This window comes from Pseudogracilibacillus sp. SO30301A, assembly GCF_037072025.1.
Classification (GTDB): Bacteria; Bacillota; Bacilli; order Bacillales; family Amphibacillaceae; genus Pseudogracilibacillus.
Window position 1 is genome coordinate 1 of sequence record NZ_JAXHDD010000062.1, and the last position, 22,632, is coordinate 22,632.

Below are 22,632 nucleotides of genomic sequence, written 5' to 3' on the forward strand. Positions count from 1 at the left end.
GACCTTCCCACATGGTAAACTTATAAAATGATAACAGAGGATTTATAAAAACAATATCACGAAACCCATTACAAATTTGTATTGGAGGTAATAAACAATAGGATGTTGAAAAAACAAAATAAATATTGTAAGTGCTTAAGGTGCTTAATAATTAGGTGATTGTATTTCAGAGTCTTTTATATTTTGGTGATATTCAATAAAGTATGAACAAATAAGAGATATAGATAATCCTAAATTTCGAAACATCAATATAAAAATTTAATAAAAAAGTGCTCCAAACTTTGGTAGAATAGGATTTGATACAGTCCAAACAACCAAGGAAGGGAGCACCTTATGGTGAATAATTATAACGCATTTAACACTAGTATTGGTAGAGTTTCTATTGAACCAACTTTGGAACACGCTACATCCTACGGAGGAATCTTGCCTCTTCTTGATTATGTAAAAAAAATTCGATTGACTGACCATTTGGAGGATTATCTCAACGTTAGTAAACAAGGTGGAATCTTTCCATTACCTGAAGCTGCGACAGCTCTTATTATAGGGCGCGTTTTAGGGATAGAAAGAATCTATCATTTTGAAGAAGTCGAGCAGAAAACCCTATTGAAACGCTTTTTTAAGTAGGAGAAATTGCCTGACTATACCACCTATTATAACGACCTACAACGGTTTGAAACTGCCGAAGATGTACATGGCTTAAAGGAAACAAATGAGGAGTTAACTAAACGGGTTTTATCCGAACAAGACCGCGTGATCCTTGATTTTGATTCATCAGTAAATACGGTCTATGGAAATCAGGAAGGCGCTGAGGTTGGTTATAATTCGACTAATCCTGGAAAGAAAAGCATGCATCCCCTTTACGTTTTTGAAGGCTCTAGCCGTTTATGCTTAAATGCAAAGCTAAGAAACGGAAAGGCCTATACATCAGAAGGCATGATTGAAGCCGCAGAGGAGGCCATGAAGCATGTCTGTTCTACAGCCTCTATCATGGCGAGATTTGACAAAGGATTTACAAAAGAGAAACATTTACTGTATTTTGAAGAGTATTGTGACCTGGATACAGGTTTCCCAAAGGAAGTATTGTATGTTGGAAAGCTGAAGCTATATAAAAACCTTGTTAGGAAAGGCTTAGAAAAGACATGGTGTCGTGTGTATGAAGGGACCAAAATTACCGAATGGACAGAGATCGAACATCAAGCACAATCATGGTCAAAGCCACGTCGCGTTATACTCATTCGAATGGCAGAAGCAAGTGAATTTGAAGAGCTATACTTGAGTGAAGAATTTTTATGGAATTTCAAGCACTCGTAACCAATATGCAGGATTCGGGAGATGAACTGAGCCTGCATGGAAAATTACATCAAAGAGTCCAAAAATGGGTTTGGTTCAGGAGATAATTTTTATGCAAATTTCGCTGACTTATGGCTCAAAATGATCGCCTACAACATTCACATTTTATTTTGCAAAGAGGTATGCCCGCCAGCGTATTCTTCCTACACGATAGAAAAATTTAGAAGAGTATTCTGGGAAGTTCCAGCTGTATTAGTTACTCATGCGAGGAAATGGAAACTAAAGTTAAGTAGCACATTTATCCGATATCCAAATTGGTTAAAATGGTAGAACGAGTGCATCAACTTAGAGTAATTATCCACAATTGAATATTTTTTGAATTTTCCCCACTATTGGGGAGGGGGAAAGTATATGCTTTTTTAGGGACAAATTATAAATTATGAGAAAAAATAAGATTGCTTTCAGAATTCAACCTGAAAAGGCCTGTGGATAAGGTGGAGTTATCCACAGTTCGAAAAGCAGGATTATTAAACGCCACACCCCCATTTTCATTCATTGTGGTGTCTAATAAGACATGGGAGTTTTGAACACGCTCTTTAAAGGTTTTTTGGAATTAAATTCTCATGTTTTCCCTGAAAATTAACGTGATGATATAAAGGAAACGGTTGAGATGACAATAAAATGAAGTGGATATACAGACGAATTACCAATTAGGTGAATTTTTTTAAAAATAATTTGACTTATTATCAATATTTCTTTTATTTATGATAAACGAATCCTATACGTGGAGGAGTTATAGTGAGTCAAATAGTAGTTATTTGAAAGAAGTTGAAAAAGCAAATTATTTGTATTCTTTGGGGTACAGGGCAAGGGTTTTAAAATATAAAAAAGAAACACCTCTTCAGATCTTGTTGTATAATGGTAGTTACTAAAACAACGTTAACCGAATTACGGCTGAAGTTCCGCAAAACCCAAAATAATGGGGCGTGAAGAAAAAAAGCGAAGGTAAAAATACGAGACACTAAAGTAGTTTGATCGTGGATATGTTGATTATTAATGACGATATTGCTTTCAAGCTTAATTTATTTCACAAAGCAAAAGCAGGTGTTAAGCTACATTTGCGACTCCATTATAAAGGATTTTTTGTTTGATGAATAGTAAGTTTCTAATTATCGAAGCAAAGCTATCAAATGATTAGTTTAATAGATACAGCGAGAACATATGACATTCCATTTAATTTTATGATAACTAAGTACTAGTTAGTGTTTGTTGCTTTATAGTAATAGAAAATAATTTAAACTCTAGTTGCTTGCTTTATTTACTAGGAGCAACTCAGAGTATCCATTTATTCGAATCTATTTTAAGGAGGGAAAAATTATAGTGACTAAAAAAGATTATAAACCAGTATTCCTAGCCCTGTCAGGGTTAGAATTTATGAAATTCAATCTATAACAAATTAATACCGCCAAAAAATTTTTACCAAAAAATTTACAATAATAATAAATTGACAAAAAAAAAATTAGCTGATATAGTTATTGATAGATTATTCAAACTTCACTCATCTCGGAGGATTATTATGAAGACTGTTCTTATAACTGCTTATTCGAAGGCCCCTCAAGGTACGCCGATGTATGAAAAGTTTAAATATTCTGGAATTGTACTTGAGATAGACAAAACAAGTCATTTAGTAGTTGATATTGAAGTTACTTTTATTACAAAGCTTGCTCAAGACTTTTTTAAAAGATTAATGGTTGGGGCTGACTTTTCTAGTGATTTAGACAGCACAATTGAAAAAATCAAAAAAAATTATTATGCTCCTTCTCAACAATCTATTATTGTTGCGCTTAAGGTGGCGCATCAACGTTATTGGGATGAGATTAAGAAAAATACATAAATGCCTTTTTATTGACAAAACATCAACCAATGTTTAAACCTCAGTAAACAACGGCATCAACATTACATTTTGGGTAAGAGCCCACTATGTATGTTGATGCCTTTTTTTATCCTTAAAAAATTATAATTATTGAAGGAGGATTTAAGATGAAAGATAAAGCAAGACAAGAAGTCGTAGAAGAGGAAATTGTTAAAGTAAAGGGATTAAAAGGAAAGGTTTCTTTATTATTAAGCCTTTTTGCCATAGCAATGTCCACATTCCATGTTTACACTGCTATTTTTGGGGTTTTTGACTCAATTATACAACGAAGTGCTCATTTGGCTTTCGCACTTATTTTAACATTTTTCTTGTATCCGGTTTCGAACAAAAGTAGAAAGGATAGAGTGGGTACTCTTGATTGGATTTTGGTCATTCTCTCTATCGCTAGTTTAAGTTATTTTGTAATAAATGGTCAGTCAATCGCATCCCGAATAAGTTACATTCAAGAGATTAGCTTAATCGGTTTGATTGCAGCATCTATTGTTGGAATTCTTTTATTGGAAGCAACTCGTAGAACTATAGGTAATGCTTTAGTAGTAATTATTGTAATCGTTTTACTGTATGGATTCTTTGGTCATAATCTTGGAGGACAGATTGGTCATAAGGAATTTAATTACACTTGGATAATGGATCATTTGTTTTTTACAACTTCAGGAGTTTTTAGTGTTGCTTTAGGTGTATCTGCAACATTTATTTTCATGTTTGTATTATTCGGAAAATTTTTGGAAGTTACTGGCGCAGGCAAATTTTTTATTGACTTAGCCGTAGCAACAATGGGTAAATATCAAGGGGGCCCTGCTAAAACTGCTGTTGTATCAAGTGCTTTTATGGGTTCAATTTCCGGAAGCGCAGTAGCGAATACCGTTTCAACAGGTTCAATTACAATACCTTTAATGAAAAAAACAGGCTATAAACCGTCTTTTGCAGGTGGAGTTGAAGCGGTTGCATCGACTGGAGGGCAGATTATGCCGCCGGTAATGGGGGCAGCAGCCTTTGTGATTGCTTCATATATAGGAGTGCCATATATTGAAGTGGCTTTCGCAGCTATTGTACCTGCTTTATTATATTATATATGTTTGTTTTTCCAAATTGATTTTAGATCCAAAAAAGATGATTTGAAAGGTATTGAGAAAAAGAATCTGCCAAATCTTAAATTAATTTTAAAACAGGGTTATCCGTATATTTTGCCACTTTTAATTATTGTTCTTATGTTAATCCAAGGTTTTTCACCTATGAGAGCAGGTTTGTTTGGTATATTAAGTGTCATAATAGTTAGTATTTTTATGAAATATGGAGGAATGAGTCTTTCAAATTTCATTAAAGCATTAGACTTTGGGGCTAGGGCAATGATAGAAACTGCTATAGCTTGTGCAGCTGCCGGATTTATTATTGGAATTGTTTCCCTAACAGGAATTGGGCTAAAGTTTAGTGGAATTGTTGTTAATTTAGCAGGAAATAATTTATTTCTAGTTTTATTATTTACCATGATAACTTCAATGATTCTCGGAATGGGGTTACCCACTGTAGCAGCATACATAGTGCAAGTTTCCCTTACTGTCCCGGCATTAGTGGAACTTGGTGTAACACCTATGGCAGCGCATTTATTTATTTTCTATTTTGCAATATTGGCTAATATAACTCCGCCTGTAGCACTGGCATCATATGCAGCGGCTGGAATTGCAGGTGCTAATCCAATCAAAACGTCTATTGTTTCGATTAGATTAGGTGTTGCAGGTTTCATCATACCGTTTATGTTTGTATATGGTAACCAATTGCTGCTAGTAGGTAATTACATGGAGATCGCACTAGCTATATGTACAGCGATAATTGCTATCTATGTCTTTGCAGCTGCTATTGAAGGGTGGTGGTTAAGAAAGTTAAACCTCGTAGAACGATTATTATTGGCTGCATCTGCACTCGTAATGATTTATCCTGATTTATTCACAGATATTATTGGATTGGCTATACTTTTAATTGTATTTATTTTACAAAAGAGAGGTCGATCTAGAGATGTAAAGGTTGCAAATAATGATGTAAATATTTAATTATATGGAGGAATAAATATGAAGAAAATAATGTCTATCTTTTTCGGATTATTAATAATTTTCAGCTTTACGACAGCATGCGGTAATAGTCCCGAAGAGTCTAATTCTGAAAAAGGAAATACTGCAGTTCAGGAATTTGATGGTAATATTAATGGGACATTAAGTGCAGCTACATCAGGTGGATTTATGTACTCTGTAGGTGCTGTAATTGGAAATGTTATAAATAAACAAGATGACTCCAACTTAGATGTAATCGAAGGTGGAGGGATAGCTAACTTAATGGGTGTGAACGATCAAAAGTTTGAATATGGTCTTACATTTAGTCAGGACATAGAAGATGCCCTACAAGGTAGAAATGATTTTGATGAACCACTTGAAGACTTTCGGGTTGTAGCCGCTTTATATGGTGGTTATTTACAGTTTGCCGTCAGATCAGATAGTGACATCCACTCTATAGACGATTTAAAAGGAAATAGTTTAAGCCCAGGAGTAAAAGGCTACTCTGCGGAAGCACTCGCTGAATTAGTATTAAATGAACATGGGCTTGATTATGAGGATCTTTCAAAAGTTGAATTCACTTCTACAGCTGATGCGACTAATTTGATGCAAGATAGACATATTGATGCAATTTCAGCAATGTTTCCGATCCCGTTTAGCGCATATCAAGAGTTAGATACTACACTAGGTATCAGAATTTTGCCAATAGAGAGTGATAAAATTAAGGCACTCCAAGAAGTCAATGCGGGATATATGGAAATGACAATCCCAGCGGGGACATATTCTGGAAATGATGAAGATATTTCAGTGGCAGGATCGATAACATTAATTATTACACATAAAGATACACCAGACGATGAAGTATATTTTATGTTAGAGTCTCTTTTTGATAATTTAAACGATTTTAAAAACTTATCTGTCGTTTTTGAAGATCTAGATGAAGATTACGCCTACGAAAACATAACCGGGCCGATTCACCCAGGAGCGCAAAAGTATTTCGAAGATAAAGGGATTGCCAAGTAAACTCTGTTGTACAAGTAAATTGACTTTTAGCTTTTGATGCTATATATTAAAGACAAATAGCTTCTGAAAATACATTTTTAAAAAGATGAATTTTACCCAATTTCATTTAATTTTAAAAGCCTAGTATTTTCATAGAATCTTGAGGATAATTTTATCTCTTTTTTCTATGGTAAATACTAGGCATTTTTTATTTTCAAATATAGGGGTGAAATGATGAAAGAAAAAGTGCTAATTCTTGGCGGGGGATTTATGGGAATTGCCCTTGCAAAGTACCTTAACAGATATAACATTAAAACGTTTTTATTTGATACTGATCCAACAGTAATCTCTAGGCATAAAAAGAATAAAGAATTAAATAGTGTGAAATTTTTAAATGATATAGAAGATGCATTTAATATTGACATTATAATAGAGACCGTGCCAGAGAGGTTATATATGAAACAGGATTTATTTGCGAAAATTGAATCGATGTTTGATGCTCCTACTGTTTTTTGTACAAATACATCTAGTTTTTTAATTAGTGAAATAGGCAGTAGAATGAGGAATAAAAGTCGCTTAATAGGTACGCACTTTTTTTCCCCTGCGGATATAACTCCTCTTGTAGAAGTTATTCCAAGTAGTTATACCTTTCCGGTATATCTAGAGAATATTCTTTTATTTTTAAAGAAAATAGAAAAAAACCAATATTACTAAACAAAGAAATACCAGGGTTTGTAGCTAATATAGATTACAAACTGCATTAACTAGAGAGGCAATGTCTCTAGTTGAGCAAAAGATTGTAACAGCTGAAGAATTGGATTATATAGCTAAATGGAGCTTAGGAGTTCGGATGGCGAACACTGGTCCTTTGGAACAGAGAGATATAAATGGGATTGACTCTCATTTTGAGATTGCTAAGTATGTTTATCCTTCTTTAAATAACAGTGCCCAGCCGTTAGAAATACATAAAAACTTAATAAGTAAAGAAAAGTATGGGATTAAAACACTAGCAGGTTTTTATAAATGGAATAAAAAAAGGCTGAAAAGTGAAATGGAAAGTAAAGAAAGTAAAGAAAGTACTTTAAAAAATATTATTTCTTTTTTATCACCAAAAAGAGATACCAGAGATTAAGGAATGACTACTTAAAATTTAACACTGAACTCCTTTGCTAAACAATTTTCCATTATAGAAGCTATTTGATTTTAGCAAAGTGAATTGAAAGTGAATTGAAAGAAATGTGAATTATTCATATATCTGAATATAATTTTTTTCAATTAAATAAGAAGGAGGTATAAAATGAAGGTTAATTCATTTGTAAAAAAAACCGTTGACAAGTATGATGCCCATTTTGAACAAATTGAAGTACCCCGCGTAGGAAATAAAGAAGTATTGGTTCAAGTTTCAGCGGTTGGTTTATGCGGAAGTGATTTACATATTTATGCAGGTCATCCCGGATATCATTGGATTGATTTCCCGTTAGTTCTCGGACACGAAGTGACGGGAAGAGTCGTTAAGGTAGGTACGAGTTGTGATGATAATTTAATAGGTGAAAAAGTTGTAATTAATCCATATATTGCATGTGGAAAATGCAACCATTGTCAGGTGGGTAATATAAATAGATGTGAATTTGGAGGTTTTTCAAAGGAAAAAAAACCGTCTAAAGCTCTTCAATACGGCTTCAGAAAACCAGGTGGATTGGCTGAATATATAAAGGTAAGGCAAGATAATGTCATTATAATCGAAGAATCTGTACCAGACACAGTAGCAGCTATATCGGAAGGAATAGCAGTGAGTTATACAGGGTTAGCTAAAATCGACAACTTTAAGCATAAAAGAATATTGGTGGTTGGTCCTGGCCCTATAGGTTTAGGAGTCGTTGCAATTTTAGCAGGTTATAAAAACGAGAATGTTGAAGTCTTAGGAACTCAGTACGATAGCGATCGTCTTTATCTTGCAAAAATAATTGGTGCCAAACAAGTCTATGAAGACTGGCAAGAGATTAAGGAAAACTCGAATAAATCTTATGATGCCATAATAGATTGTTCCGGACATTATTCTGTTCCCGAGGAGTCTTTGAAATGGGTAGACCGTGGAGCGGATATAGTACTCCTAGGTATATCTGAAGATAAGTTCACATTACCTATGGACCAAATCGTTCGTGGGGAAATTAACATAAAAGGTAGCTATGGAATTACCGTTGGAAATTATAAAGAAGTTTTAAAACTTGCAGAGGATAAATCCTTTCCATTCAAACAAATAATTTCGGAGGAGATTCCATTTAGTGACATAAAAACAGGTTTTAATAAGGCTTTAGGAAAAGCACCAGGAAAGATTGTTATTAAAATGTAAATATTGGAGGATTATAATATGAAATTAATAGATTTAAGTGTAACTATGTATGATGGTTTGAGATCTTATAAGTCTCATCCCCCTATAGTAATTAAGGAAAAATCCACATTTAAAAACTCGGGTCATAAATATACACTACCATGTGAGGGCTTTGAATCCCGAATACTAAACTTCTCTGATCATAGCGGTACCCATATCGATGCACCTTTACACTTCATTCGAAAAGGTGAATCTGCTTCTGAAATGAATTTAGAAAAAACTTTTGGAGATGCAATAGTTCTAGACGTTTCTCCTTTCAAGAATCCTTTTGAAACTGTAACGGGAGAGATGTTAGCACAGGCAGAACAGAAGCAAGGGATTTCTGTAGTGGAAGATGATTGTGTATTAGTAAAAACAAGAACGGAAGCTTGGGGGGAGGGTAGTTTTTTTGATGAGCATGCATTCGAAAAATCTGCTGGAGAATGGTTAATTTCTAAGAAAGTTAAATTAATTGGTTTAGACCTACCGAATATCGATTTACATGATAATATGCAGCGAGAAGTCCACATGGATGTGTTAAGTGAAAATATTTATATCGTAGAAAATTTGGCGAATTTAGCAAGTCTTCCGTTGGATAGAAGATTTAACTTTTTTGCCATGCCTTTAAAAATGGAAAATGCAACAGCATCACCGGTACGTGCAATTGCATTTATATAAGGAGATGATTATGTGTCAGCAGAAGACATTAAATATTGGGAAAAAGTGTTGGAAAAATATAATCGAACAGCACTAGTTCATTATAAAGCACTAGAAGATTCTGTTCTTTCCGAGGGGATTTTTGAAAAGAAAGATAAGCACTTAATATTAGTTGGCGTGAATGCCGCAAGGAGATATGATCCTGAACTGTTATATCATGCTAAATGTGCCTATGATCTAGGCGCTACTATAGAAGAACTCGTAGATATTTTAACGAGTTGTATATTGTCAAGAGGGATACCTGTGTGGTTAGAGGGAATTAAGGCAATTGAATTAATTTTAGAGAAAGAAACTCAAAGTATTAATGAAAAGAGTAAAAAAATCAATCCAATTGAAAGCTTAGATAAAGCCATTGAATATTTTAAAAATGATAATAAGGGAAAAGTACCGGGTTGGGTTAATATAATGCAAAAGTACTCACCTAACAGTTTGGTTAATTATGCATCTCTGCGAAGGGATGAACTTTGTGATGCTATTGTTTCTCGAAAAATAAAGGAATTGGTCTTAGTAGGGATAAATTTAGCAGAGAGATACGAATTAGGTGTGAAATTACATATCAATGGAGCTAAGAGAGAAGGAGCAACAGACGAGGAGATTGCTGAGGTTGCAATGCTCTGTATTGTAACCGCTGGAATTCCAGCATGGATAGGAGTTAGTGATTTCTTATAATAACGACTCAATTATTTACATAAGGAAGTGAATTTATGAAACATTTAGATGCCCCCCATCTATCGTTTTTATGTGATATGGAACTAACTGTTGAAAATGCACATTTGCCAGGCAAGACACCTATTGGAGAAAGAAGAATCATTAGGGTTACAGGTGGTAAACTTCGTGGAGAAAAACTAAATGCCGATGTAATCCCTGGTGGGGATGATTGGATTATTGTTCAAGAAGATGGCACGATTATTCAGGATGTAAGAATTTTATTGGAAACTGATGATAAAGAGTTGATTTTAATGTCATATCGAGGCGTTAGAACTGGACCTGAAGAGGTACTAAACAGATTGGACAAAGGTAAAAATGTTAATCCGAAAGAATATTATTTTAGAACAGCACCTATCTTTGAAGCAGCGGCATTAAAGTACAATTGGCTAAATAAAAAAATTTTTATTTCAAATGGGATTCGTTTGCCAAATGGAGTGAATTACTCCATTTATACGGTTGAGTAAGAGGGAGAGGAAGGAAAAATGGGGAAATTTATTACAACTAATAAAGGTCGTAGCTTTAAAGTACATGATGTCCCTGGGGACCAAGGAACAATTACAGCCGCCCATGGGTTAACTGGTAATCATAAACAATTGACTTATTTTCAGAACATGTTGTCCGGCGGTTATCGGTTTATAAGTTATGACATTCGTGGTCGGGGGGATAGTGATCCAGCAAATGAAAAGACGTCTATTTTTACACATGCAGATGACTTGGTTGATCTTATAGATACGCTTGATATTAGGCGGCCTATTTTAATGGGATATTCAATGGGTGCTTATATTTGTGCTCTCGTGGCAAGAAGATTGCCAGAGATACAAGCATTAATATTACTTGATGGAGCTGGAGAAGCAGATGACACTTCAAGACAACTTGTTTTGCCATCTTTAAAGAGACTAACCAAGGTTTATCCTTCTCAGGAGGCTTATTTAGACGAAGTGAAAAGTCTATATAAAAACTTAAATGTTCAATGGAAAGACACTTTGGAAAATACAGTTAAATACGATATTAAACAAACTGAAAATGGATGGAAACACAAATCCAATCCACAATTGATCGAGCAAGATTTTGAAAGCTTTTATAATTTTGATCCCGAGATAATTGGACCAGATATCACTTGTAAAACAATGTTATTGATTGCCACTGGTAAAATTGCTGGTAAATCACCTTTATTTCAGAAATCCGGTTACCGTAAAACACAAGAATCTATCAATAATCTGGTGACTAAATATACATCGGTTAACCATTATGAGCTCGTTTTTAATAAACAACCAAAAATTGTCAGGGAGATTGAGGAGTTTTTGACAACCTAAGGGGTGAAAGAATGGGACTAACAAAAGAAACTAACGCAAATGAAATTATTAAACATGTTAAAACAGGTGATACACTTATGGTAGGTGGATTTGGTCTGATTGGAAGTCCACTTACTTTAATAGATGCATTAGCTAATCATGATGCAGAAAATTTAACAATTATTAGTAATAATGTAGGAGAAGTGGGAGAAGGATTAGGAATGGTATTAAGGCAAGGTAAGATCAAAAAAGCCATTGGATCCTATTTTACAAGTAATCGTGAAGCAGTACAATTTTATAATGAAGGTAAATTAGATATAGAACTACTTCCACAAGGAACAATGGCTGAAGCTATTCGTGCTGGTGGAGCGGGGATTGGTGGATTTTATACGAAAACAGCCGTTGGTACGGAATTGGCGGCTGGTAAAGAAGTAAAAGTGATTAATGGAGAAAAACATTTATTCGAGAAATCACTTAAGGCAGATGTGGCACTTATACGGGCATTAAAAGCCGATAAAAAAGGGAATTTAGTTTATTACAAAACTGCGAGAAATTTTAATCCTAACATGGCAACTGCTGCGAAATTTGTAATTGTAGAAGTGGATGAAATTGTAGAAGAAGGAGAGATTTCACCTGAAGCTATTGTTACTCCTCATTTATATGTAGATGCCATTGTAAAAAGCGAAATGATATTAACAAAGGAAGGGGTCGTGAAACATGGACAGTAAGAATTTGATAGCACAACGTGCTGCTGCAGAACTCTTACCTTACTCGATAGTCAATTTAGGAATAGGTATACCTACCCTCGTGGCTGAGTATTTAAATAAGGAAGATTACTATTTACACACAGAGAATGGCCTTTTAGGTGTTACAGCTGTTGATGAAGACGAAATTGATCCGCTCCTTGTTAATGCTGGAAAATTACCTGTGGGTGAAGCACTTGCAGCTTCTTATTTTCACAGCGCCGATTCATTTTCTATGATACGTGGTGGGCATGTTGATGTGGCGATATTAGGTGCTCTTCAAGTAGATGAAAGTGGTATGGTGGCTAATTGGGCAGTGCCAGGCAAGGGGATCATTGGTGTGGGTGGAGCGATGGACTTACTTACAGGGGCAAATAAAATTATCATTACAATGGGCCACGTGTCAAAAACGGGTTCACCTAAGTTTATAGATACATGTACATTTCCAATAACTTCGACTAGAAAAGCAGATATAATTATAACTGACTTAGCAGTATTTAAATGGATAGATGATGGATATAAGCTAATTGAACTAATGGGAGATGCCACACTAGAAGATGTAGAAAAAAATACTACAGCTAAATATACAGTATGTAAAATATTGAAACAGAAGGGGAATAGCCAATGAGGGAGGTTGTAATCGTAGATGCGGTACGAACGCCGATTGGCAGGTATAAAGGAGCCTTTAAGGATGTTAGACCAGACGATCTAGGAGCGATAGTAATTAAGCAGTTATTAAAGCGGAATGAGAATGTGCAGCCTGAGCTAATTGATGATGTGATTTTTGGCAATGCAAATGGTGCAGGAGAAGAAAACAGAAATGTTGCACGAATGTCGTTGTTGCTAGCGGGTTTGCCAAAGTCTGTTAGCGGAACGACTGTCAATCGTCTTTGTGGCTCGGGACTAGATGCTGTAAATTATGCCGCACGTTCTATTCTTTCAGGAGAACTGGATGTCGTTATTGCCGGTGGTACTGAAAGTATGACCCGGGCTCCATATGTACTTGGAAAAGCAGAGACTGATTTTCAACGTGGAAATATTGAATTACAAGATACAACCATTGGCTGGAGGTTTGTTAACCCGAAATTGGACGAGATGTATGGAACACATTCCATGCCAGAAACATCGGACAATGTAGCTAAACGATATGAAATTTCAAGAGAAGAACAAGATAATTTTGCCCAAAAAAGTCAGGAAAAGGCGAAAAAAGCTCAACTTAACAATCTTTTTAAAGATGAAATTGTACCAGTTGTAATAGAGAAAAGAAAAAAAGGTAAAGTTACAATCACCGAAGATGAGCATCCTCGACATGATTCAAGCTTAGAAAAACTAGCCAAGTTAAACCCATTATTTCAGGAAGGAACGGTTACCGCTGGAAATGCATCGGGAGTGAATGACGGCGCTTCAGCATTATTAATGATGAGTTCAGAGAAAGCAAAAGTGCTTGGTTTGAAGCCTTTTGTCAAGTATATTTATTCAGCCACGGCCGGTGTTGAGCCTTCATTTATGGGAATTGGTCCTGTTTATGCTACACAAAAACTAATGGATAGAACAGGATTATCCATTGAGGATTTTGATTTAATTGAACTTAATGAAGCATTCGCCTCTCAATCTTTGGCATGTATTAGAAAATTAAACATTGATGAAAATCGTGTCAATGTCAATGGTGGAGCAATTGCTTTAGGACATCCGCTGGGCGCTAGCGGAGCTCGAATTTTAACAACCCTTATACATGAGATGAAAAGAAGAGGTGCAAATCGTGGATTGGCTTCAATGTGCATTGGGGTAGGTCAAGGAATAGCTACGGCAATAGAGCTGATTGATAAATAATTCTCGCTGGGATGAGTTCCGAAGTATTTACGCTTATGTTCACTTCTTTTGTCATTGTGATCCCTTTTTGCTTACAAGAGGGTGTAAAATCAAGCTAGAGGTTGCATTTACGGAAGATTTGTGACATTTATTTTTTGAGCAAAAGAAGTGAATTCAACCGGGAAGTGGGGTGGCTTGTGAGCTAAGAAACGAGTCAAGGAGTGAGCTGATTACTTGTCCCATTAATTAAACAAGAAAAATAAACGATTCCTAATATTACTAGGAGTCGTTTATTTGTTTTGAATCATGCGCTAACTTCTGATTTTTACTCTAAAATTTAATATTGTTAGATTTAAGTAACAAATGCGTGGTCTAACTCCACCGTCTTTAGACAGTATCAGCTTTTAGCCCTATCTTTTGTCTTTATTTGTCCATACTAGGGTATGAGGTGAAAGTATGGAAGGATACAGAAGAAGTAGCCATGCGGTATATGATATCAAGTATCATGTTATTTGGGTAACAAAATATAGATATAAAGTGTTGCATGGTCCAATTGCAGTACGGGCAAAAACTCATCAGACAAGGTTGTGAAGCAAGAAAAATTACTATCTTGCATGGTAGTGTAGGAAAAGACCACATTCACTTTTTACTATCATGTCCTCCAATTATGGCGCCCAGTAAGGTTTTGCAATACCTAAAAGGTCGATCATCAAGATTATTACAGAATGAGTTTGCAGAACTAAAGAAAAGGTATAGGGTTCAACATTTATTGGCAAGAGGATATTTTTGTGCAACCGTTGGGACAGTGACAGAGGAAATAATAAGAAATTATATTGCCAATCAATTCGATGAAGGCAATGATGAATACTTCAGGATTGATGAATGAGTTTAGTCAGACTTAGGAGTAGGCTTCAGCTAATGGGCTTTCAGCAGGACTTCATCCTGAAGGGCAACTTTAGTCGCAGACATTTATGTCAAAATCCACCTGCTTTAGCAGGTGGTAGTTTAAGAAAAATGACTTACATTTGATTCAAAGGGCAATATAGAATAATTGGAAAAACAGTTTAGCCCGTATTCAGGGAAAAAGGGAGTAAGAACTTTTAGAAAAAGAACTGGATGTGCGCGTAGTAAGTAAGCCATCTTGGGGACAGGTTTGAAGCACAAAATGCATCTTATAAAGAAGAAGCGATTCCATCTTCCATTAAGAATATGGCTTCATGGTTGAGAATATTGTGAGTAAAATTATAAAAATAAATGGTAACTAATTTAGAACATTATTTTTTTATTACTAACAAAATAACATCTATATTACATGTTGAAAAAGCTATAAAAGGATCGCCTTGAAAGCTAAAGCGAACCTTTTATAGCTTTTGTCTTTGAAAAGGAAAAAATGTACAGTTTTAATTTGGAAAATACAGTCCTAATTTTGTAGGTTTAGTGATGATGTAATTTTGACTGTGAATAGTAACATCAAAAAAGCTTATTAGATAGGCAATAGTAGCTTATCAACAATCTTCTGTGAATAATTCAGGAAACATATTTTAAATTGTATCTTGAAAGTAAATTCATTCTGTTGTATAGTGATGATAGACCGATTTAGTAAATCGATTTAGTAGGAGGTGATTTCAGAAAATGACTAGAGAAATTACAATGGCAGACGTAGCTAAGAAAGCTAAAGTATCAAAGAGTACGGTTTCACAATTCTTAAATAACCGTTTTGAATATATGAGTGTAGAAACACGTATTAGAATTCAAAATGTAATTTCAGAATTAGAATATCAACCTAATGAAGTTGCAAGAAGTTTAAAGAAGAAAAACACATCAACAATTGGGATTATTGTTGCGAATATTTTACATGCATATTCTACACAAGTTATACGTGCTATTGAAAATGTCTGCAGTGAGAACGATATATCTACAATTATTTGTAATTCCGATGACAATCCTGAAAAAGAGAAAAGGTATATTGAAACTCTATTATCTAAACAGGTTGATGGTTTAATTATTTTGCCAACTAATGGTAACTATATACTATATCAAAGACTTGTAAAGCAAAAGTATCCAATGGTATTTCTTGACCGTTTAGTTGAAGGGGTTAGCACAGATGTTGTTCTGTTGAATAATGAAAAGGCTACCAACCTTGCAATTGAACATTTAGTAGAACGTGGTTATCAAAATATTGCTATTGTAACTACTTCACTTATTAATAATATTACTCCAAGAGTAGAGAGAATTAATGGGTATAAAATTGCACTTAAGAAAAATGATAGAAACGTAAATTCAGATTATATTGTAGCAATGGATATTGATTCTTTAGAACAAGGATTAGATAAGCTTTTTTCACTAGATAAAAAGCCTGACGCTATTATTTCAGGTAATGACCTTACATTAATGGAAATTTTAAAGTATTCATCTAAAAATGGTTTGAAAGTAGGAAAAGATTTTGGATTATTAACAATTGATGAGGTGTCATTTAGTTCAATTCATTTACCTTCCTTAACAACGATAGTTCAGCCTACATTAGAAATGGGAACAAAGGCTGCTGAAATTTTGTTATCTAAAATAGAAAATGAAAATGAAAAAAGAATGCCTGAGTTACACCGACATGAGCCCTTATTAATTATCCGTGACTCAACGAAAGGAAAGAATTGATTTAAGGATAATAAAACTAATTGCTGTCAGAAAAGGATCAATAATACTAGGTGGATCAGATGTTGTTTATAAAATTTATATAAAAATATATTTCGTTTATTTTGAAGAGGTGAATGAAATGCAATTGATGAATGTATTACAAAAAATAACTAAATCAAAGTTAGTTGCAGTAATAAGAGCGGACTCAAGTGAAGAAGCAATTGAGTATTCCGAAGCTTGTATAAGGGGTGGGATAACTAGTATAGAGTTAACTTATACTACTCCCCAAGTGGAAACGGCAATTACTTATTTATCTCAACAATACTCTCACACTTTAATTGGGGCAGGTACTGTCTTGGACGAAAATACAGCTAAAATGGCTATATATAGCGGTGCGAAGTTTATTGTCAGTCCTGGCTTCAATATGGAAACTGCGACTTTGTGTAATCTATATCAAATACTCTACATACCTGGCTGTACGACCGTAACGGAAATGACTACTGCGTTATCTGCTGGCTGTTCATTAATCAAACTGTTTCCTGGCGGGATATATGGACCAGAATCAATCAAACAATTTAAGGCTCCATTGCCACAATTGTCTATTATGCCTTCGGGTGGAGTGGACTTAAACAACATTGAAGATTGGTTTAGTAGTGGGGCAGCAGTCGTAGGTGTAGGCGGATCATTATTAAAGGGAAGTATGAATTCAATTGAGAACAGAGCTAAAAATTTTGTTAGTAAGGTATCAAAGACATAGATTAATTATTAGTAATTTAAATAAACCCTATTGTAACAAATGTGAAAACACTTCATAAATTCTATCAATGTGTATAATGATCTGTCAGAGAAAGATTAGACTAAATAGGTGAAGTCGAATGTAATTTAAATTAGTTTAAAAGTTTTAGTGTATTACCAATAGAACATAATAGTTAACGATTCAGAAGTCGGAATATTTGTGAATTTTAAGTTGAATCATTATGTAAATTTATTAAATATCCATTAGATAAGGAGTTGAAAAAGTGAATTTAAGAAAAGTGTACGAAAAAGGTTTAGAAAAGGTTGTTTATTTAAAAAGTGAGCTTGATGATGCTTTTCCTCACATAACTAAAGATGGTAAATGGTTGACAAATACTGAGGGACATTGGACTGGAGGATTTTGGACTGGGTTATTATGGTTAAATTATTTGGAGAATAAAGAAGCAGGAGATTTAAAAGAGGAAATAGTAAAACAAACCTTGAAGTTAGCCGTCCGAATGGATGATAACAAGACACATGATATGGGTTTTATTTTCGGACCAAGTTGTGTGTTTGGTCATAATATAGAAGCAAGCGAAAAGTTTGTTGAGATGGCAGTAGCTGGTTCCTGCAATATGGAAGATCTTTTTGTGGAAGGGACGGACTTAGTGCAGGCATGGGATGAACCTGGCTATGAAGGTGCTGCAATTGTAGACACGATTATGAATGCACCTATAATGATTTGGGCTGCTCAAGCTGAGAAAAATGATGCTTTATATGAAAAAGGAATAAAACTAGCCAACAGCATTATGAAAAATCATATACGGGATGATTATTCTATTTATCATATGGTTAAATGGGACACAAATTCGCATGAAATAGTTGAAAAGACTACACATCAAGGATATTTACCTGACACATGCTGGTCAAGAGGACAAGCTTGGGCTTTGTATGGCTTTGGAAATATGTATCGATATACAGGAAGTAAAGTATATTTAGATACTGCTAAGAACTTAGCTAATTATTATTGGGAGAATGTAGATGTTGATACAAAATTACCAAGATGGGATTTTTATTTTAAGAATGTAGAAAAAGAACCCATTGATGCAGCGGCATCTTCTATTGCAGCATCTGGCATGTTATTAATCTCACATTTGTTAATGGAAGATAATACACAAGAATCGATACTGTGGAAGGATAGATCAAAACAAATTATTGATTCCATGATTGAACATTGCTTTTTTCAATCATATGATAAATATGGAATTATAGAAAAAGCTACTGTTGATAAACCAAGGAACTCAGGTATTAATGAATCGGCAATGTATGGTGACTATTATTTTATGGAAGCACTTTACAGATACTTGAATTATGGCAATGACAAAGCAATTTCTTTGTTGTATTAAGTGTAAGTATAATATTTCAGGAGGGAAAAGATGGATGTCGTAACATTTGGAGAAATGATGGCAGTATTTAATCCGGATAGAATTGGACCTATTAATTCTATAAACACATTTCATAAAGGTGTAGGTGGAGCGGAGGGTAATGTTGCGATAGGACTATCTAGATTAGGGAATAAAGTAGGTTTCTTTACTAGAGTCGGAAATGATCCGTTTGGAGAAAGCATAATTTCTTTGTTAAGAGCAGAAGGTGTAGACATATCTAGGTTAATAACTGATAACAATAATTCAACAGGCTTATATTTTAAAGAAAAAAGAAATTCTAATTTAATGAACATTTATTATTATAGAGAGAGATCAGCAGCAAGTAGAATGAAGGTTACTGACTTAGATAGAGAATATATAGAAAATGCTAAGTGGCTGCACATTACTGGCATAACACCTTTATTAAGTGATAGTTGTAAAGACTTGGTATTTAAAAGCATTAAAATTGCAAAAGGAAATAACGTTAAAATAAGTTTTGATCCAAATATTAGAACTAAGCTTATAGAAGATAAAGACACTGCATTCAGAATTTTTACTCTAATTGCATCTGTTTCAGATTTAATTATGCCTGGTTTATTAGAAGGTAAATTTCTAACAAACGAAGAAAAACCAGAAAAAATTGCAGATAAATTATTAGAAATAGGGTCGAAAAATGTAGTTATAAAACTAGGAGAACAAGGTGCTTATTATAAAAACACTATGGAAGAGGGAAAAGTATCGGGTATTGAGGTTAAGCACATTATAGACAGTGTTGGGGCTGGAGATGCATTTGCAGCAGGAATGCTGTCAGGTTTCTTAGATAACATGCCATTAAAAGAAGCGGTTCTACAGGGGAATCAGCTAGGAGGTTTGGCGGTTATGTGTGAAGGAGATATAGAGGGCTTACCTACTAAACAAGAGCTGGAGATATTTAAAAAAAATAGAGATGATGTTTTCAGATGAGAGACTGATTCGAGGAGGTGTATATTAATGAACACCTATATTATTCTAGTCGATAGACTAAACAGATTTATATTAATAATATGTGCAATATTGTTGACAGTTATGGTTTTAGCTGTAAGTTTTCAAGTGTTAATAAGAACATTACCAAATACAGTAATAAATATTTCAGCTCCATGGACTAGTCAATTATCAATTTATTGTATGTTATGGCTTATATTTTTGGGAGCATCAGTAGCAACGAGAAATAATAAATTAATCTCGGTAGATATAATACTATCATATCTTCCTTTGAGAGGAGCAAAAATTACTGTTTACAGTGCTACATTACTATCCCTAATATTTTACATCGGTATTTTAATTGCAGGATATTACTGGGCAGTATATGGACTGAGCGAAGTTTCCACAACGATGGGTATTTCTATGTTTTATGTTTATGGATCATTACCTGTTAGTGCATTTGTAATGATATTAAATACAATTGCTTACCTATTAGAAATACCTAAGAACTTATCCAAAGCATAAATTCAAATTTAACTTTAAATAATAAGAGTGAGGAGATTATTCAATGAAATTAAGATTACTAATTATTGTATTATTTTCGATCATACTTGCCGCTTGTGGAAGTAATGATTCAGGAGACGAAAGTGATTCATCTGATGGAGTTATTGAACTGAACTTCAGTCACATCGTAGCTGAAGAATCTAGTTTTCATGCTTACGCAGAGAAATTAGCTGAGATTGTAGAAGAAAGAACAGAAAATGAAGTAAAAATTAATATATTTCCCAATGCACAGTTAGGTGGGGAAGCACAAAGTGTTCAAGCGGTCAGGAATGGCAATCAAGATATTACTTTAGTAGGTACCGCCGCGCTGACAACGATAGCACCAGAATTTCTTATATTTGATGTTCCATACTTATTTAACGACTTAGACGAGGCAAATACATTTTTACAAAGTGAGTCAGGAGATACTCTCTTAGAGGGGTTATCTGATTATGGATTAGTTGGTTTAGGATTTCATTCGGCTCTAGAAAGAAATGTATTTTCTACAAAAAAAATAGAAACTTTAGATGAATTTAAAAATACAAATATTAGAGTTGTTGACTCAGATGGCTATATCTCGACCTATGAAGAGTTTGGTGCACAACCAACACCAATGCCATACGATGAAGTATATCTATCTCTTCAACAAAGTCTGATTGAAGCAGCTGAAGGTTCTGCGGATGACTTGGTTAGAGACAAGCTTACAGAGGTAGTTTCTCACTTCAATTTAACAAAAGCTCATTATTATCCTGTAGTTGCTTTGATGTCTGAAGAATCTTGGGAGAAATTAAGTGAAGAACAGCAACAAATCTTCAAAGAAGCAGCAATAGAGGCGGCAGAGGCAGGAATTTCAAAATATGTTGAAGATTATAGTAAGGCTATAGAAATCATGCGCGATAGTGGACTAGAAATAGTAGAACCGGACATAGAGGAATTTAAAGAAGCGACAGAAAATTTGAAAGAAGAATATAAGGCTAATAATAGTGATTTGGATTCTGATTTATTAGACTTATTGAATTAATTCAATAAGAAATTATCAAACTAAAAAGGGGTGATATAGTGGTCACCATATTATTCATAGCTTTTTTCTTGTTATTATTTTTAAGTGTACCTGTAGCTGTGGCGTTAGGAGGATCTTCCTTTTTGGCTCTTTTATTAGAGTCTTATAGTTTGACAACTATACCACAAAAAGTATTTGAAGGATTGTCTGGTTTTACACTGTTGGCTATACCCTTTTTCATACTTGCAGGTAACTTAATGAGTTCGGGGGGAATCGCAAAAAGGATTATTAATTTTGCTTCAGTACTTGTTAAATGGGTAACTGGAGGAGTCGGGGTAACCACGATTTTAACAACAACTATATTTTCAACGATTTCCGGCTCATCATCAGCTACTACTGCTGCGATTGGAAGTATTATGATTCCTAATATGGAAAAAAGAGGATATGCAAGGAACTTTGCAGCAGCATTAAGCGCGGCTGCGGGTGAAATGGGAGCAATTATCCCACCTTCTATTGTAATTATTATGTATGCAATGGCTAGTGGAACCTCAATAGGAGATATGTTCCTTGCCACAATTATTCCTGGAATTTTAGTTGGGGTATTCTTAATAATAGGAAATTATTTATATGTTCGTTCAGCTGGTATCGATAGAAGAGAAGAAATAAAGTCTAGAAAAAATTGGTTTAAAGATATTTTAATTGCTTTTAAAGAATCAATTTTAGCCTTACTACTGCCAGTATTGATATTTGGAGGAATATATTTAGGACTATTTTCTCCTACTGAGGTCGCTGTTTTAGCGGTAATCTACAGTTTTATCTTAGGTGTTTTTGTCTATAAGGAAATTAAATTAAGAGATGTCCATAAAGTATTTATAAAATCCGCAATGTCAACTGCTATTATCATGGTTATTGTTGGCTTTGCATCAATCTTTGCATATGTATTAACAATTAATCAAATACCACATCAAATAGCCCAATTTTTATTAAACGTAACAGAGAACCCAATAATTTTTCTGTTATTACTAAATTTATTATTGTTATTTTTAGGTATGTTTTTAGAGGCTTTCTCGGCAATTATCATATTGACACCAATCCTATTACCAGCAGCATTATCGTTTGGTATTGATCCAATTCATTTTGGGGTCATTTTGATACTGAATTTAGCTTGTGGTATGATCACACCACCAGTTGGAGTTAATCTCTTTATTGTATCTGAGATTGCAAAAGTGCCCTTTGCAAAACTAATTAGGCCTGCATTATTCTTGGTTACTCTTTTATTAATCAATGTGCTTTTGATTACTTATATACCGGATTTATCAACATGGTTACCATCATTAACGAGATAGTTTAATAAAGTAAAATAAACATCAGTAAACGTTAAATATAACGATTACTGATGTTTTTCGTTATTGCTTTATCGGGTTGTTGTGTTTAG

The 22,632-nt window shown here is 34.3% G+C and carries 22 protein-coding genes and 2 pseudogenes; all 24 read left to right on the plus strand.

From position 1 onward, the window contains the following. The first annotated feature begins 336 nt into the window (after positions 1 to 336). Entirely contained in the window at positions 337 to 624 is a 288-nt protein-coding gene (locus SPD89_RS19260; protein ID WP_336263570.1) for a hypothetical protein, read from the plus strand. 6 nt (positions 625 to 630) lie between these two features. Further along, positions 631 to 1,311, plus strand: a complete 681-nt coding sequence (locus tag SPD89_RS19265; RefSeq protein WP_336263571.1) for a transposase — start codon at positions 631 to 633, stop codon at positions 1,309 to 1,311. Between the two features lie 36 nt (positions 1,312 to 1,347). Beyond that, entirely contained in the window at positions 1,348 to 1,620 is a 273-nt protein-coding gene (locus SPD89_RS19270; RefSeq protein WP_336263572.1) for a hypothetical protein, read from the plus strand. A gap of 1,246 nt (positions 1,621 to 2,866) precedes the next feature. Further along, positions 2,867 to 3,184: a DUF3870 domain-containing protein gene (locus tag SPD89_RS19275; protein ID WP_336263573.1), complete on the plus strand. Its 318-nt coding sequence runs from the start codon at positions 2,867 to 2,869 to the stop codon at positions 3,182 to 3,184. 146 nt (positions 3,185 to 3,330) lie between these two features. After that, positions 3,331 to 5,268: a TRAP transporter permease gene (locus tag SPD89_RS19280; RefSeq protein ID WP_336263574.1), complete on the plus strand. Its 1,938-nt coding sequence runs from the start codon at positions 3,331 to 3,333 to the stop codon at positions 5,266 to 5,268. 18 nt (positions 5,269 to 5,286) lie between these two features. Further along, positions 5,287 to 6,288, plus strand: a complete 1,002-nt coding sequence (locus tag SPD89_RS19285; RefSeq protein WP_336263575.1) for a TAXI family TRAP transporter solute-binding subunit — start codon at positions 5,287 to 5,289, stop codon at positions 6,286 to 6,288. A 213-nt stretch (positions 6,289 to 6,501) separates the two neighbouring features. Next, the gene (locus tag SPD89_RS19290) at positions 6,502 to 6,981 is read left to right on the plus strand and encodes a 3-hydroxyacyl-CoA dehydrogenase NAD-binding domain-containing protein (RefSeq protein WP_336263576.1); all 480 of its coding nucleotides are present in this window, start codon (positions 6,502 to 6,504) and stop codon (positions 6,979 to 6,981) included. A gap of 43 nt (positions 6,982 to 7,024) precedes the next feature. Beyond that, positions 7,025 to 7,399 (plus strand): annotated as a pseudogene (locus SPD89_RS19295) (3-hydroxyacyl-CoA dehydrogenase family protein); the annotation flags it as partial. 165 nt (positions 7,400 to 7,564) lie between these two features. After that, positions 7,565 to 8,617 carry a zinc-dependent alcohol dehydrogenase gene (locus SPD89_RS19300; RefSeq protein WP_336263577.1) on the plus strand — a complete coding sequence of 351 codons (1,053 nt, stop codon included), beginning with the start codon at positions 7,565 to 7,567 and terminating at the stop codon, positions 8,615 to 8,617. A gap of 18 nt (positions 8,618 to 8,635) precedes the next feature. Beyond that, a complete protein-coding gene (locus tag SPD89_RS19305; protein WP_336263578.1) occupies positions 8,636 to 9,313 on the plus strand; it encodes a cyclase family protein in 678 nt (225 codons plus the stop codon). A 12-nt stretch (positions 9,314 to 9,325) separates the two neighbouring features. After that, positions 9,326 to 10,021 carry a carboxymuconolactone decarboxylase family protein gene (locus tag SPD89_RS19310; protein WP_336263579.1) on the plus strand — a complete coding sequence of 232 codons (696 nt, stop codon included), beginning with the start codon at positions 9,326 to 9,328 and terminating at the stop codon, positions 10,019 to 10,021. Positions 10,022 to 10,056: 35 nt separating this feature from the next. Beyond that, positions 10,057 to 10,524 (plus strand): DUF3237 domain-containing protein, encoded by a 468-nt coding sequence (locus tag SPD89_RS19315; protein ID WP_336263580.1) that lies wholly within the window; start codon positions 10,057 to 10,059, stop codon positions 10,522 to 10,524. A gap of 18 nt (positions 10,525 to 10,542) precedes the next feature. Beyond that, positions 10,543 to 11,373 (plus strand): alpha/beta fold hydrolase, encoded by an 831-nt coding sequence (locus SPD89_RS19320; protein ID WP_336263581.1) that lies wholly within the window; start codon positions 10,543 to 10,545, stop codon positions 11,371 to 11,373. 11 nt (positions 11,374 to 11,384) lie between these two features. Then, a complete protein-coding gene (locus SPD89_RS19325; RefSeq protein ID WP_336263582.1) occupies positions 11,385 to 12,080 on the plus strand; it encodes a CoA transferase subunit A in 696 nt (231 codons plus the stop codon). After that, on the plus strand, positions 12,070 to 12,723 hold the full coding sequence (locus tag SPD89_RS19330; protein WP_336263583.1) for a 3-oxoacid CoA-transferase subunit B: 654 nt from the start codon (positions 12,070 to 12,072) through the stop codon (positions 12,721 to 12,723). Before SPD89_RS19325 ends, SPD89_RS19330 begins: the two co-directional genes overlap by 11 nt. Further along, on the plus strand, positions 12,720 to 13,925 hold the full coding sequence (locus SPD89_RS19335) for a 3-oxoadipyl-CoA thiolase (RefSeq protein ID WP_336263584.1): 1,206 nt from the start codon (positions 12,720 to 12,722) through the stop codon (positions 13,923 to 13,925). The genes SPD89_RS19330 and SPD89_RS19335 overlap by 4 nt, the downstream gene beginning before the upstream one ends. Before the next feature lie 435 nt (positions 13,926 to 14,360). After that, positions 14,361 to 14,790, plus strand: a pseudogene (gene tnpA, locus SPD89_RS19340) (IS200/IS605 family transposase). A gap of 746 nt (positions 14,791 to 15,536) precedes the next feature. After that, positions 15,537 to 16,556, plus strand: a complete 1,020-nt coding sequence (locus tag SPD89_RS19345; protein ID WP_336263585.1) for a LacI family DNA-binding transcriptional regulator — start codon at positions 15,537 to 15,539, stop codon at positions 16,554 to 16,556. Positions 16,557 to 16,674: 118 nt separating this feature from the next. Then, positions 16,675 to 17,292: a bifunctional 2-keto-4-hydroxyglutarate aldolase/2-keto-3-deoxy-6-phosphogluconate aldolase gene (locus tag SPD89_RS19350; protein ID WP_336263586.1), complete on the plus strand. Its 618-nt coding sequence runs from the start codon at positions 16,675 to 16,677 to the stop codon at positions 17,290 to 17,292. Between the two features lie 262 nt (positions 17,293 to 17,554). Then, the gene (locus SPD89_RS19355) at positions 17,555 to 18,676 is read left to right on the plus strand and encodes a glycoside hydrolase family 88 protein (RefSeq protein ID WP_336263587.1); all 1,122 of its coding nucleotides are present in this window, start codon (positions 17,555 to 17,557) and stop codon (positions 18,674 to 18,676) included. Positions 18,677 to 18,706: 30 nt separating this feature from the next. After that, a complete protein-coding gene (locus tag SPD89_RS19360; RefSeq protein ID WP_336263588.1) occupies positions 18,707 to 19,657 on the plus strand; it encodes a sugar kinase in 951 nt (316 codons plus the stop codon). A gap of 27 nt (positions 19,658 to 19,684) precedes the next feature. Further along, the gene (locus tag SPD89_RS19365; protein ID WP_336263589.1) at positions 19,685 to 20,179 is read left to right on the plus strand and encodes a TRAP transporter small permease; all 495 of its coding nucleotides are present in this window, start codon (positions 19,685 to 19,687) and stop codon (positions 20,177 to 20,179) included. 43 nt (positions 20,180 to 20,222) lie between these two features. Beyond that, positions 20,223 to 21,218 carry a TRAP transporter substrate-binding protein gene (locus tag SPD89_RS19370; protein ID WP_336263590.1) on the plus strand — a complete coding sequence of 332 codons (996 nt, stop codon included), beginning with the start codon at positions 20,223 to 20,225 and terminating at the stop codon, positions 21,216 to 21,218. A gap of 38 nt (positions 21,219 to 21,256) precedes the next feature. Then, positions 21,257 to 22,543, plus strand: coding sequence for a TRAP transporter large permease (locus SPD89_RS19375; protein ID WP_336263591.1), 1,287 nt, complete (start codon positions 21,257 to 21,259; stop codon positions 22,541 to 22,543). The last annotated feature ends 89 nt before the right edge of the window (positions 22,544 to 22,632 follow it).

Coding starts and splice junctions, on each gene's coding strand:
- SPD89_RS19270 (WP_336263572.1), top strand. CDS start 1,348: ATGGAAAATTACATCAAAGAGTCCAAAAATGGGTTTGGTTCAGGAGAT.
- SPD89_RS19275 (WP_336263573.1), top strand. CDS start 2,867: ATGAAGACTGTTCTTATAACTGCTTATTCGAAGGCCCCTCAAGGTACG.
- SPD89_RS19280 (WP_336263574.1), top strand. CDS start 3,331: ATGAAAGATAAAGCAAGACAAGAAGTCGTAGAAGAGGAAATTGTTAAA.
- SPD89_RS19285 (WP_336263575.1), top strand. CDS start 5,287: ATGAAGAAAATAATGTCTATCTTTTTCGGATTATTAATAATTTTCAGC.
- SPD89_RS19290 (WP_336263576.1), top strand. CDS start 6,502: ATGAAAGAAAAAGTGCTAATTCTTGGCGGGGGATTTATGGGAATTGCC.
- SPD89_RS19300 (WP_336263577.1), top strand. CDS start 7,565: ATGAAGGTTAATTCATTTGTAAAAAAAACCGTTGACAAGTATGATGCC.
- SPD89_RS19305 (WP_336263578.1), top strand. CDS start 8,636: ATGAAATTAATAGATTTAAGTGTAACTATGTATGATGGTTTGAGATCT.
- SPD89_RS19315 (WP_336263580.1), top strand. CDS start 10,057: ATGAAACATTTAGATGCCCCCCATCTATCGTTTTTATGTGATATGGAA.
- SPD89_RS19320 (WP_336263581.1), top strand. CDS start 10,543: ATGGGGAAATTTATTACAACTAATAAAGGTCGTAGCTTTAAAGTACAT.
- SPD89_RS19325 (WP_336263582.1), top strand. CDS start 11,385: ATGGGACTAACAAAAGAAACTAACGCAAATGAAATTATTAAACATGTT.
- SPD89_RS19330 (WP_336263583.1), top strand. CDS start 12,070: ATGGACAGTAAGAATTTGATAGCACAACGTGCTGCTGCAGAACTCTTA.
- SPD89_RS19335 (WP_336263584.1), top strand. CDS start 12,720: ATGAGGGAGGTTGTAATCGTAGATGCGGTACGAACGCCGATTGGCAGG.
- SPD89_RS19345 (WP_336263585.1), top strand. CDS start 15,537: ATGACTAGAGAAATTACAATGGCAGACGTAGCTAAGAAAGCTAAAGTA.
- SPD89_RS19350 (WP_336263586.1), top strand. CDS start 16,675: ATGCAATTGATGAATGTATTACAAAAAATAACTAAATCAAAGTTAGTT.
- SPD89_RS19360 (WP_336263588.1), top strand. CDS start 18,707: ATGGATGTCGTAACATTTGGAGAAATGATGGCAGTATTTAATCCGGAT.
- SPD89_RS19365 (WP_336263589.1), top strand. CDS start 19,685: ATGAACACCTATATTATTCTAGTCGATAGACTAAACAGATTTATATTA.
- SPD89_RS19370 (WP_336263590.1), top strand. CDS start 20,223: ATGAAATTAAGATTACTAATTATTGTATTATTTTCGATCATACTTGCC.